Source organism: bacterium SCSIO 12696, from assembly GCA_024397955.1.
Taxonomy (GTDB): Bacteria; Pseudomonadota; Gammaproteobacteria; order Pseudomonadales; family Porticoccaceae; genus SCSIO-12696.
Window position 1 is genome coordinate 2,762,029 of sequence record CP073744.1, and the last position, 12,916, is coordinate 2,774,944.

The 12,916-nt window shown below is 50.2% G+C and carries 10 protein-coding genes; 2 read left to right on the plus strand and 8 right to left on the minus strand.

Annotated elements, in window-relative coordinates; all coding sequences use genetic code 11:
- Positions 1 to 44 precede the first annotated feature (44 nt).
- The 4 genes from KFE80_12780 to KFE80_12795 all read right to left on the minus strand — a co-directional run bounded on the left by KFE80_12780 (position 45) and on the right by KFE80_12795 (position 4,517).
- Positions 45 to 494, minus strand: coding sequence for a hypothetical protein (locus KFE80_12780; GenBank protein UTW45218.1), 450 nt, complete (start codon positions 492 to 494; stop codon positions 45 to 47).
- 158 nt (positions 495 to 652) lie between these two features.
- Entirely contained in the window at positions 653 to 1,486 is an 834-nt protein-coding gene (locus KFE80_12785) for a helix-turn-helix transcriptional regulator (protein ID UTW45219.1), read from the minus strand.
- Between the two features lie 136 nt (positions 1,487 to 1,622).
- Positions 1,623 to 3,044 (minus strand): aminotransferase, encoded by a 1,422-nt coding sequence (locus KFE80_12790; protein ID UTW45220.1) that lies wholly within the window; start codon positions 3,042 to 3,044, stop codon positions 1,623 to 1,625.
- A 99-nt stretch (positions 3,045 to 3,143) separates the two neighbouring features.
- Positions 3,144 to 4,517 (minus strand): APC family permease, encoded by a 1,374-nt coding sequence (locus KFE80_12795; GenBank protein ID UTW45221.1) that lies wholly within the window; start codon positions 4,515 to 4,517, stop codon positions 3,144 to 3,146.
- 190 nt (positions 4,518 to 4,707) lie between these two features.
- Between KFE80_12795 and KFE80_12800 the strand changes: the two genes are divergently transcribed.
- On the plus strand, positions 4,708 to 7,008 hold the full coding sequence (locus tag KFE80_12800; protein UTW45222.1) for a TonB-dependent receptor: 2,301 nt from the start codon (positions 4,708 to 4,710) through the stop codon (positions 7,006 to 7,008).
- A gap of 52 nt (positions 7,009 to 7,060) precedes the next feature.
- On the opposite strand, the gene KFE80_12805 is transcribed toward KFE80_12800, so the two are convergent.
- From KFE80_12805 to pomA, 4 genes are all read right to left on the minus strand, one after another.
- Positions 7,061 to 9,157, minus strand: a complete 2,097-nt coding sequence (locus KFE80_12805) for a S9 family peptidase (GenBank protein UTW46733.1) — start codon at positions 9,155 to 9,157, stop codon at positions 7,061 to 7,063.
- 236 nt (positions 9,158 to 9,393) lie between these two features.
- Positions 9,394 to 9,945: a PilZ domain-containing protein gene (locus KFE80_12810; GenBank protein UTW45223.1), complete on the minus strand. Its 552-nt coding sequence runs from the start codon at positions 9,943 to 9,945 to the stop codon at positions 9,394 to 9,396.
- 23 nt (positions 9,946 to 9,968) lie between these two features.
- Positions 9,969 to 11,045, minus strand: coding sequence for a flagellar motor protein MotB (locus tag KFE80_12815; protein ID UTW45224.1), 1,077 nt, complete (start codon positions 11,043 to 11,045; stop codon positions 9,969 to 9,971).
- A gap of 28 nt (positions 11,046 to 11,073) precedes the next feature.
- Positions 11,074 to 11,850, minus strand: coding sequence for a flagellar motor protein PomA (gene pomA / locus KFE80_12820; protein ID UTW45225.1), 777 nt, complete (start codon positions 11,848 to 11,850; stop codon positions 11,074 to 11,076).
- A gap of 302 nt (positions 11,851 to 12,152) precedes the next feature.
- On the opposite strand from pomA, the gene KFE80_12825 reads away from it, so the two are divergent.
- On the plus strand, positions 12,153 to 12,902 hold the full coding sequence (locus KFE80_12825; GenBank protein ID UTW45226.1) for an electron transfer flavoprotein subunit beta/FixA family protein: 750 nt from the start codon (positions 12,153 to 12,155) through the stop codon (positions 12,900 to 12,902).
- Positions 12,903 to 12,916: the final 14 nt, after the last annotated feature.

Here is a 12,916-nt window from a genome sequence, read left to right on the forward strand (position 1 = left end):
CGAACCCGGTGGTATAGGCTTTGATACAGCGTTTAAACAGGCTATTAAGGGCCTACTTTACCGCCAATATCAGCACAGGATTTGGCCGTAGTGGCAACAAAACCGTGGCCTTTACAGCTGGCATGGCCAGCACAGGCGTTTTCAGCGGTTTTACAATCGTTGTGGCCTTTACACACGTTGACGCCGTAGCAATGTACCAGGTCTGCTTTGGCAATTTCTCCGCGCCAGGCGTCTTTTACAGTGCCGCCAACGTCTTCACAGGCTTTTGTTGGCATAGCCACAAAACCGTGGCCCTTACAGCTGCCGTGGCCGGCACAGGCGTTCTCAGCGGTTTTACAGTCGTTGTGACCCTTACACACGTTGGTGTTGTAGCAATGGGCCAAGTCGGTGGTGGCGGAACTGCTGCCTGCAAAAGTAGCACCTGCAGTAAGAGCGCCAGCTGCGGCAACAGCCAGTGCAATACCGGTGCGTTTGGCAATTTCCGGTTTAGTCATGGTTTATTCTCCAGGGATTCCATTAAGACAAAACCAAGCAGAGATTTCTGACTTGCTTGATAGAAACAAGCCGACCGGTCAGTCGGCTGCTAGATAGGAAACCCAAGACTTCAGAAAGTTCCCTGAAAGCCGTAAAAAAACAGGGCGTTTGTCTGCCATTAATTAGCGTGTGTCAGGTAGCCCACCAAGGGGTCGCCACCGGTGTAGTTTTCCAGGCTGGATAAGGAATCGATAAACAAATAAAACAGTTCTGCCTGAGAACAAACATCTAGCTTGGCGTAGCTGTTCTTGCGGTGCAGCTTCACGGTTTCCGGAGATATGCCCAGCTTATCGGCAATGGATCGAGTGGAGTGGCCGTGCAGGAACAGTTGCACCACCTGGGTTTCCCGGTCGGTGAGTAAAGAACGACCAAAATTGTCTAGCGCGCTTTCCAACTGGTGAGGCAGTGAGGAAGTGTCGCCGTTGGTGTGGCCCATATTCCAGTGTTGACGGCACAGTTCGGCAACGGTTTGGGTAATGTCGTTGAGCACCTGAACATCCCGGCGGTTAATGCCCTGACTGGTCTGGGTGCGCCCCAGCGCGATGTTGATACCAATTTCATTGCCGATGGGCATTACGTAGCCAAATTCATCGGTTAAACCGGTGTAGCGATAGTAACTGCGATAGTATTCACTGCTGCCAAAACCGTTGGGTACGATGTCTTTCAAGCGGTAAAAGCCGTTGGCTTTGTTATCTGCAATAGCGCGAAAGCAGGGGTCCAACAGATAGGCGCCTTCCATAAAGCGCACCACATTGACTTCTCTCTCAGTGGTGGGCAAATCGTTGTAGACCAACAAAGGCTTTTTATTTTTGCGATAAATCAGCACCAGGGCGTTGTTAAAAGAAACAAGCCGTTTTAGCAGCGCCACCAACTGGCCCGGAAAAGAATCCGAGCCCAAGGTGGGCAGTAGGGAGGCGACAGCATCGCTAAATATTTCAAGATCATTACGCATCGCGCCATATTATCGGTAATACGGCGTAGTTGGCAATTATTTGACGGTATTAATATCTTTCTACAAAGCGCCTTTCTGCTGAGATTCTGTTCGAACAGCCCGGGTCTTTCTGAAAGGCTGTTCTACTCGGCGTTTGCTAGCCTGCTACTGGTCGCTTCCATATCTTTTGCTTTTCCAGCTGTGTCATCGTGGCCTCGATGGCTTGCCGCAGTGTGCTGACAATAAAGTCCACGTCTTCGCGGCTAATAACCAGCGGAGGTGACATCACGTTGAGGTTGACGATTGGCCGTACAATCAGGCCGAGGGCGTCAGCCTGGTTGGCAACCAGTTTGCCGATATCCAATTCTTCAGGGAACAGTTCTTTGGTGCTTTGATCGCTGACCATTTCCACACACACCATCAAATGCGAGCCGCGCACATCGCCGACAATGGGTAAATCTTTGAGTGTGGCTATTTGTTCCTGGAAGTAAGGGCCTAACTCTTTGACGTGTTGGAGAAGGTTTTCCCGCTCCATAATCTCGATATTTTTAAGCGCGGCAGCACAGGCCACTGGGTGAGCCGAATAGGTATAGCCGTTGGCGAAACAGCGGCCAGTATCTTTTTTCGCAATCACATTGTGGATGCGGCTCGAGTAAATACAGGCACCCAATGGTTGGTAGCCGGAGGTAATGCCCTTGGCGCTGATAATAATATCGGGCTGGATGTCGAACAGGTCTTTGCTGCTAAACCATTCTCCCAAACGGCCGAAGGCGGTAACCACTTCGTCGGAAACATACAGAATGTCGTGTTTTTGGCACAGCTCCCAAGTGCGGCGGTGGTAACCCTCTGGTGGCACGATAACACCACCCGCTCCGAGCACGGGTTCGGCAAAAAATGCAGCAACCTTATCGGCGCCAAGCTCGTGGATTTTATCGTCCATCTCTTGAATCAGCGTATCGAGAAATTCCGCTTCGCTCATGCCCTCAGGGGCACGGTAATAATTGGGAGAAGCCAAGTGGTGAATGGTGTCGCTGATAAAATCAAATTCTTCCGGGTGATCCCCGGGTTTGCCGCCAATAGACATAGCTGCGTAGGTGGAACCATGGTAAGAATTGATGCGCGACAAAATGTGTTTTTTATCGTGCAGACCTCGACAGTTTTGATAAAACTGAATTAACCGGTATGCGGTGTCCACTGCGGTGGAACCCCCACAGGTAAACATAGTGTGGTTGAGATCTCCCGGAGCCAGGTCAGCGAGTTTTTTTGCCAGTTTGGTTGCCGGCACATTGGTCAGATCCACGAAGGCACTGGCGTAAGCCATTTGTCTAACTTGCTCTGCAATGACATCGGCCATCTCTTCACGGCCCAAACCGATGTTGGTGCACCATAAACCACCTACTGCATCCAAATATTTTTTACCGTCGGTGTCGTAGATATAGGCACCTTTGGCAGCGGCAATGGGCAATGCACCTTCTTCAGGGAACACATCCAGAAGTTGCCAGGGGTGGGTGTGGTGTGCCTTGTCTTCGGCGTTGATGGAAGCGCTGTCAAACTGGCTAAAATCTACGTTAATACTCACGGTGTTTGCCTCTTAAAAACGATAACTCAAATCTTAGAATTGCACTGTTAGCGAGGGTTATACCCTTTAAGGGGGGCGGTGAAAAAATTCGTAAAAAACTTAAGTTTTTGATTTGATTTTTTCTTTTTCTGCTTTTCTGACTAAAGCCTCACCCAGTAGCATGGTAACGACGGTTCCAAGAAAAACCGGCCATTGCATACCTTCCTCAGGTATCCAGATAAACAACACCAGTGCCAGCAAAATCACAGACAGGCAGCTGTAAGCAGATAGTTTTGGTAGCCAGCTTCCACCAGGTATGCGGAAGGGGCGGTGGCGTTCTGCATCCACTTTGCGCAGTTTCAGGAAGGCCAACATCATGCCTATATAGGTGAGCAAAAAAATCACAGCACTGAATGAAAACAGAGACCAGAAAAGATCTTCATTAGATGAAGCAATAATCCCATAAAAGAGCAGTACAAGAGTACTCAGTATGCCCATGGCGATAGCTGCACCCACCGGTGTGCCGCTCTGTGGATGAGTTTTACCCAAGAATTTAGGAAGTTCGCCATCCAATGCCGCTTCAGACATGGCTCGGTTACAGCCCATGGCCCAGGTGACACCATTGGATAAAAACGTATATAGGGCGGCAATACCTAGAATGGTCACAAAAGCAGTGCCGAACGTACTGCCTCCGAAAAACAGTGTCAGGGTATCAACCAGCCCTTCTACCAAATTGACGTCGGCTACGGGAACAGCGGCTAATATGGCCAGTGTTCCCAGTGTGTAAAACAGCAAAATAATGCAGCCGGAGATCAATGTTGCTTTGGGTATGTCTTTGGCTGGGTTTTTAATTTCATCAGAACTGGCGCACATCAATTCAAACCCCAGCATTCCGTAAATAATCGCCGGGATATACTCAAGGCTGCCGCTCCAGGTGGGCATCAGTGTATCCATGGTGATTTCATTGGCCATGCCATTGTCTTGTACGTAATTCAGTCCGCCAAGGATCAAGGTGGCAAAAATAATCAATTTAAAAATCGCGCCCACATTGGGTACCCACTTGCCTACTTTTAACGTCACGATATTGATGATGACGGAAATCCAGGACAGAGCAATGCCTATCACAATCTGCCAGGTTAACGACAGGTTCGGTGCAAAAAGTTGTTTAAAAACCCCCGCAAACAAAATAAATATAGACGGGTTCCACAGCGCGGTATTTACCCAGTAAGCCCAGGAGATACGCGACCCCCAGCGTTTGCCAAACGCATTGCGAACCCAAGCATATACACCGCCTTGTTCTGGGTAAGTGGTGCCCATCTCAGAGCTGATAAGCCCGAATGGCAAAAAGAAAATTACGGCGAGAAACAACCACCAAAAAATACTGGAAACACCTACAGATGCGGCCGCAGCGAGGGTATCCAACAATAAAATAGCCGATACGGTAAACAGCGTTAAATCGCGAGATTTAAGTGTCTTTATATGTTGTACGGTCATATTTCTACCCTGGTTAGTACGCTTTTTTTAATCAAAAATCTTGTTTTATGAAACCCACCTTAGCCTTATTTTCTGTTTACGGTGTCCTACCTCATAAGGTTATACGCCCTCTGCTTTTAAGGGTGAGATGGTTAGCAGCACATAACAACACCTACATTAAAAACCTGTGTTTCCTGAGGAGGGTATAAGCATGAAATTTACTCGTAAGCCGTTGTGCGCTGCTATTTTCCTTTCTGGTGCAGCTTGCATGGTGGCTACAAGCCAAGCGGATGTACTTGAAGAAGTTGTGGTTACTGCGCAAAAACGCGCCCAATCGGTTAACAGTATTGGTGTTTCCGCCAACGCATTTTCTGGCAATCAGCTGAGCTCTCTCGGTGTGGACAATCCGGTGGATCTGGGTGCGGTTACTCCCGGGTTGATCTCGGTTAATGTGACTTCTGGTGGTACCCCGGTATTTGCTATTCGCGGCATCGGGCTGGACGACTTCAGCCCCAATAATACCAGTGGTGTAGGTGTTTACACCGACGAAGTGTTTGCCAGCAACCCGGCGTTTCTCGGTGGGCAATTATTCGATGTTGAGCGTGTTGAGGTGCTTAAAGGGCCACAAGGCACACTGTATGGAAAGAACACCACAGGGGGTGCTATTAACTTTATCAGCAATAAGCCTACGGATGAATTTGAAGGTTCTTTTGAAGTCAGTTATGGCCGTTTTAATACCCTGGAAATGACCGGTGTTGTTAGTGGCTCTTTGTCAGAAACCGTGCGCGGCCGCCTGAGTGCTAACTTTGTTGACAGCGATGGTTGGCAAACAGATGTGGCGACAGGCCAGGAGTTTGGTACCGATGAGCGTTTTGCCATTCGTGGCCTACTGGATTTCGATATTGGCGAATCTGGCAGTGCGCTGCTCAAGGTATATCACAGCCAGGATACTTCCAAACCCGTTTCACCAGAAGTGCAGGGCTTGGGTGATTTTTTTGGGGATCCATCTTTTGATGCGCTCAACTCACCTGAAGACCCAAGGCTGGTGACTGCCGGTGACCTGATTGTCGACCGTGATGAAGATGGTAGTGGGGTGTCTCTGCATCTGAACTACGAGCTGGAAAATTTTAATTTTGTTTCTATTTCGGCATGGGATCAGTACGACCGCCAGGTTGTTGATAACTACGGCGGTTCTGCAGCGGCGATTCTCGATTTGTTCCAGGATAATGAAATGGAGCAATGGTCTCAGGAGTTCCGTTTCGTCAGTAACGGTGATGGCAACTTTACCTGGGTCGCCGGTTTAAACATTTCCAATGAGGAAGTAACTGTTCTCGATACTTTTGATGACTCCTACCTGGTAACAGATTCCACCAACGTCAGTTTTGTGTTCGATCCTGCTGATGTAACAGCTCAGGGCCTGGACTTGCTGACTGCAGATTATGTACAGGAAACCGATTCTTACGGCCTTTATCTGCACACGGAAACCCAACTGAACGATGTGTTGAAGTTGACCGTAGGCGCACGTTACTCCTACGACGATCGCTCGTTTAACGGCGTTGCCACAAACAGCGATGCGGACAACAGCTTCAATGACGTGATTACCTCTCTCAATGACAGCCAGACCGACAGCGCCTTTACCGGAAAAGTAGGGTTAGACTGGAATGCCAATGAAGATGTGCTTGTATACGGCAGTATATCCACCAGCTACAAAAGCGGTACTTATTATGGTGCTGCAGTGCTCGACGATGTGGCCTGGGCCTATGTGGAGCCAGAAGACGTGACTGCCTTTGAAGTGGGCTTCAAGGCATCCTTGCTGGATGGTGCCATGCAATTTAACGGTGCTGCTTTCTTCCTGGACTATGAAGACCGTCAGTCGCTGATTAGTTTGGTAGTAGATGACTTCAGTAATGCCTTGGGGTTTCCGGTAGTAGATACAACCCTGGTGAATGTGCCGGAATCGGAGAGCCAGGGCTTTGAACTGGATGTAACCTGGGCGGCCACAGACCAGCTTAGTATTGTCGCCGGCGTGGGCTACCTGGACAGCGAAGTGACCCGTGCTCCCACCGCGGCGGATATGCGCGGCATTAACCCAGACCCAACTGTGAACGACCAGGCAACTATCGATGGCGCCGGTTTTGTTGATGCTCTGGCAGGTCCACTGAACGCAGGCTCTACCTTGTCACAAGCGCCGGAGTGGAGCTATAACGGCTTAATAGCCTACGAAATTCCTCTCAGCGAAACGTTGATCTTAAATCTGCAGGCTAATTACAGCAGGGTGGACACTCAAGTAGCGCAGTTGGCTGATGCGAATGCAGAGTATGGCCCCGTAAAGTCACTCGGCGCTCAGGTTTCATTGGCGCAAGCAGATGGCAAGTGGCAGGCGACATTGTTTGGCAAAAACATCACCGATGATGATGCTGAAACATACTCGTTCAGTAGTTTTGCTGGCCGCTCAGTGTACCGCCAGAAACCTGCAACCTACGGTATAAAATTCAAATATTTGTTTGAGTAACTAATACTTGATATAGATAAAAAAACCGGCGATTCGCCGGTTTTTTTATCTTTTATTGATCGTATTTTTCTGGTAATTCAAGCTCGGTGTGCCTGGCAATAAATGCCCACATATCGCTGTATTCTTCGATAATTTTATGGGTGGGTTTGCCTGAGCCGTGGCCAGCTTTGCTTTCAATGCGAATTAGCATGGGCTTGTTGCCTTTGTAGGCATGCTGCATGGCGGCAATGTATTTAAAACTGTGCCCGGGCACCACGCGATCATCGGTATCAGCGGTGTTTACCATCACCGCTGGGTAATCGATATCGGCGGTGTTGTGATAGGGAGAATAAGCGTACAGCGCTTCAAATTCTTCCGGGTTGGCGGACGAACCGTAATCATCCACCCAGTAGCGTCCAGCGGTGAATTGATTGAAGCGCAGCATATCCATGACGCCCACGGTGGGCAGGGCAGCGGCGTACAGTTCCGGGCGCTGATTAATGGCGGCGCCAATGAGCAAACCACCGTTTGAGCGCCCGTAACTGGCCAAGTGTTTGGGGCTGGTGTATTTGTGTTTAATCAGGTAAACGGCACCGGCATGAAAGTCGTCAAACACATTCTGTTTGCTTAATTTGGTGCCTGCTTTGTGCCACTTTTCGCCGTATTCGCCGCCGCCGCGTAAATTACACACTGCGTAGATGCCGCCCATTTCCATCCAGGTGAGATTGGCCACAGAAAAGCGTGGCTTCAGGGAAATATTAAAACCGCCATAACCATAAATCAGGGTTGGGTTGTTACCGTCCAGCTGAACGCCTTTCTTGTGGCTGATAATCATGGGAATTTGGGTGCCATCTTTCGATGGATAAAATACTTGAGTGGATTCATAGTCGTCTGGGTTAAACGCCAACTGAGGCTGCTTCCACAGGGTGCTGTCACCGGTTTCCACGTTGTACTGATAGATAGTGCTTGGGCGTGTGTAGCTGGAAAAGCTGTAAAATGTTTCGCTGTCTTTAGCCTTTCCAGCAAAGCCGCTGGCTGTGCCAATGCCTGGCATTTCGATATTGCCTTCAGGGGTTCCATCCATGGCGTACAGACGAACTTCGGTGAGCGCGTCTTTCAAATATTGGGCAATAAATTTACCACCCACTGCACTGATGCCATCCAAATTCAAAGCTTGTTCGGGAACAATTTCTTGCCAGTTTTCTCTGCTTGGGTTTTGCAGGTCGATCATAACCACACGACGAAGTGGGGCGTTGTCGGTCGTGGCAAAATACAGCTGGCTACCATCGGAGTGAATCAGGCTCCAGGCGGCATCAAAGTGGTCGATCAAAGAAACAGCCGTAGAACCTGGTTTGGACAGGTCGAAGTAATCCAAGCGGTTATTGCGGTCGGTGCCTTTACCGGTGCTGATCAGCAGGTAACGGTCGTCGTTGGTCAGTTCAGCACCAAAGTACCATTCCGGCTCATCCGGATTGCCGAACACCAGAGTATCTTGGCTTTGCGGTGTTCCCAATTTGTGAAAATACACTTTGCTGAAATGGTTCAAGCTTTGAAAATCCTGGCCATTTTCAGGGATGGGGAAGCGGCTGTAATAGAAACCGGATTCATCCTCCAGCCACACCGCCTGAAAGCCATACTTGGTGCCCAGTATTTCATCGTCGAGAACGTTACCGGTGCTGACTTCCAGCACCCTGCCAGTACGCCAGTCGGAACCGCTTTTCTGAACGCCGTAGGCAATGTATTTGCCGTTGGGACTGTAGTTGACCTCCGCCAGAGCCACCGTGCCGTCATCGGACCAGGTATTCGGGTCGATAATGACTTGTGGTTCGTCGCTCAGGGAGGCTGCCATATACACCGGGCTTTGGTTTTGCAGGCCGCTGTTCATGCGCAGAAAATAACGGTCGCCTTTTTTAGTGGGTAAGCCGACTTTTGCGTAATCCCAAAGTTGGGTCATGCGCTTTTCGATACGCTTGCGCTCAGGCATGGATCGGAGGTATTGGTTGGTGACCGCATTCTGTTGCTTTACCCACTGAGCCACTTCTGGATTTTCGCGAACATCGTCTTCCAGCCAGCGATAGGGGTCGGCTACTTGGGTACCGTGGTAGTTGTCTACCACGGTTTCGTCGCGTTTGCTGTCTGGGTAGTTGAAAGCGGCATTTTTTGTTGCCATCGGTTGATTGCCTTCAGAGCAAGCAGTGAGTGCTGCAACCAAGGGAATACAGGCCAGTGAAGCCAATTGTTTGCGGGGCATACCTTTCTCCATACCATGTTCTTTTTAAGCAACGGAGACTATAAGCTTGCTAATAAATACACAAGCTGGGTGCCCAACTTTGAATTTTTAAAAGGTTTTCTCGGGTTTTGCCGTATTTTTTATGGTGAATGAGCAATCAGATCTTTAAAAGTTAGCTATCGCCGAGTTGCAAACTGCCGCTGCACAATATGCTGTATCAACGCTTCCTGGGCAGCGGTTTCCTCTTCGGTAAAGCTAATGCGCAAATGGAAGGGAAATTCTTGTTGGTCCGCATTGGACTCGCAGGCGACCACCTGCCCGTTGATGGTCAAGTGAACGTTGGACGGCTTCAGGGTGATAAACAGGCGCAGAAGTTGGCCGCTTTGCATGCGCTCGTCACAGTTGAAAGCGATACCACAGCCGCTGATATTAACCTGGGTTTCTCGCTGCTGGCCTTCGATGACTTCCCGCTCATCGCCCACCACTTCATCGGTTAACACTTCGATCTTGCGGTTGAGTAAGCCCAGTATCTTTGCTGCGGTGGGGTTTTCTCGCCACAGCGCGTTTACCAGCGTGTTCATCTCGCCATCAATCTTTGCCAAGACGTGAGCAGCGGTAATGCCCACGTCTTGGGCGTCAGTGCTTTCCTCGCTGTTATCCAGCAGGCTGTAGCTCAGGCCAATGGTGTCATTGATGCGAAAATAGCGGCGGCGTTCAGTTTGGCTCACGGTTTTTTCTCTTAATTATAGGGTTACAACAAGTCTTCCAGCGCACTGATATCCTCCTGGCTGATACCGTCGTCTACCTGCAGGCTTTGGATTAAGCTGTTGGCACCTTGTTGTAACGTTTTCAGGCTTTTGCTGACATTGCTGTCCAAGCCCTGGCGAATGATGAGTTCCACTCGACGGTTTTTGGCGCGATTGTCGCGATTATCATTTTTGGCGACAGGTTTTGTATCCCCATAGCCGGTAACGCGAAAACGTCGGTGATCCACAACCCGGTTTTTTTGCAATTCATGGTTGACGGCCAGCGCTCGGGCTGTGGACAGATCCCAGTTGGAGCGGAACTGGCGAGTGGAAATGGGCACATTATCCGTGTGTCCTTCAACAGCGATTTTGCCGCTGACGTCTTTCAGCAGGAACCGCACTTTGTCCAATACCGGAGTGAATGCCGGGTTAATGGTTGCGGAGCCGGATGGGAAAGAACCTTGCTCAAGAATGCGGATGGTGATGTTGCGCCCGGCACTGTTGACTTCCACTTTGCCGGCTTTGATCTCTTCATCCAATGCTTCGGCAATGCGCTTGGCGTCGGCTTCGGTTTGTTCGATCAGTTTCTTAAGTTGTTCGATCAGTGCCTTTCTGGCTTCTTCCGCTTCGAGCTCTTTTTCGGTTTTGGCTTTTTCCTGCTCGCCGCCTTCTCCCTCGCCTTGACCTTCACCTTTATCGCCGGCGTCCACTTCGCCTTTGCCTTTGCCTTTTTCCGATTCGCCAGCCTCTGTGCTGCGAACATCCAGCGTGTTGCGATTGGAATCAAAGGTTTTTTGACGAACCACGTTTTCAACCGTGGGGTCATCCGGGCGGGCGGGGCTAAATTCCTGAGCGATGATGCTGGTGCCCTTGGGAATGTCTTTAACGTTAATTTCGTTTTGTACGCCAAAGGCGTCTTTCATGGAACCTGCCACTTGTTTGTACTTTTGCACATCCAGTTCAGAGAAGGACAACAACAGTACAAAAAAGCACATCAACAGCGACATCAAATCGGCGAAGGTAGCTAACCACGCGGGTAGGCCAGCGGGAGCGTCGTCGTCGGCTTGTTCAAACTCAATCATGGCGCTGACTCATGGTGGAAGTCGCAGCTTACGCTGCGCTTTCCTCAGCTTCGATTTCGCGCTTGGCCGGATCCAGATAAGCTTTGAGGGTGGATTCAATCACCCTTGGGTTTTGTCCCTCCTGAATACCCATCACGCCGTCGATGCACATGGCCATAATTCGTCCCTCTTCGGTTTTGCGAAGAGTGAGCTTGTCGGCGATGGGGCTGGCGAACATATTGGCGATCATGGCGCCATAGAGAGTGGTGAGCAGGGCAACCGCCATTGCCGGGCCAATGGATTTTGGGTCATCCATGTTGCCAAGCATTTTTACCAAACCAATCAGGGTGCCGATCATACCCATGGCCGGGGCCACATCAGCAGTGGCAATAAAGACTTTGGCGCCCCAGGTGTGGCGATCGATGGTTTGCTGCATTTCCTTCAGCATCACAGTCTTGACCAGAGCGGCGTCGTGGCCGTCCACCAGCATCTTGATGCCGTCATCCAGGAATTTGTTGCTGATCTCCTGACCGTCCAGGGCGATCAACCCCTCTTTACGAGCAACTTTGGCCAGTTCAACAATTTGTGGAATCAGCTCTTCCGGCTTTTCCAGCTTGAAAATAAATGCCCGCATGGCCACTTTGAAGGCCATCAGGTATTCCTTGAGATTGAATTTCATCAGCACCACCAAAATGGTGCCGACTACAACGATGAGTATTGATGCCACATCGACAAACGCCATGATGTCGGCGTCTTCACCCGCCAACATGGCGGCGATAATGGTGGCAGTGGCGCCCAAAAGCCCGAGTAGGGTTGCCAGATCCACAGGATACTCCTTAAATTTAACCCGCTGAATTCACAGGCTTTTCATTATTTGTTGGCGATGTTAGCAAAGCCTGCTGCAAAGGCGCCATAACCATGGCCACAGTTTGAGCAGCAGTCGACCATTTGTATTTTTCACTTCGTTATCGTCTGCCAGCGCGATAACTTTAGGCGCAGTACGCTGTCAAAACTCGGAAGTCATGTTCAACTGACTAAAAAACAGGCAACGCCATGGCTCCACGAAAAAGGGCGTGTTAGGCTCTGCCGACCTGTCGTCAGCCATTAAAAGAATCATATGGAGGAACCATGAAGATACTGGTAGCGGTAAAGCGGGTGATTGACTACAACGTCAAGGCACGCGCCAAGCCTGATGGCTCAGCGGTGGATTTGGCCAACGTGAAAATGGCCATAAACCCGTTTTGTGAAATTGCAGTGGAAGAAGCAGTACGTCTAAAAGAAAAAGGTACAGCGACAGAAATTGTGGCAGTGTCCATTGGCCCCCAACAGGCCCAGGAACAATTGCGCACGTCTTTGGCGCTGGGCGCTGATCGCAGTATTTTGGTCAAGACTGACCAGGATCTTGAGCCCCTGGCGGTAGCCAAATGCTTAAAAGCCATTTGCGACCAAGAGCAACCGGATATGGTGCTGATGGGCAAACAAGCCATCGATGGTGACAATAACCAGACCGGCCAGATGCTGGCAGCCCTCAGTGGCTACGGCCAAGGCACTTTTGCAAGTGAAGTCGTGGTAGCAGATGGTACGGTAGCGGTTACCCGCGAAGTGGATGGCGGCTTGCAAACCGTGAAGCTGAATTTGCCGGCGATTGTCACCACTGATCTGCGTCTCAATGAGCCCCGTTACGCAGCGTTACCCAACATTATGAAAGCCAAAAGCAAACCTCTGGATACCACCAGCCCGGAAGAGTTGGGCGTAGACGTAACGCCGCGAACCCAGCTGCTCAAAGTGGCTCCGCCAGCCAAGCGTGAGGCGGGTGTCAAAGTGGCCGATGTGTCAGAACTGTTGGATAAACTGAAAAACGAAGCCAAAGTACTTTGATGGGAGGTGAACCG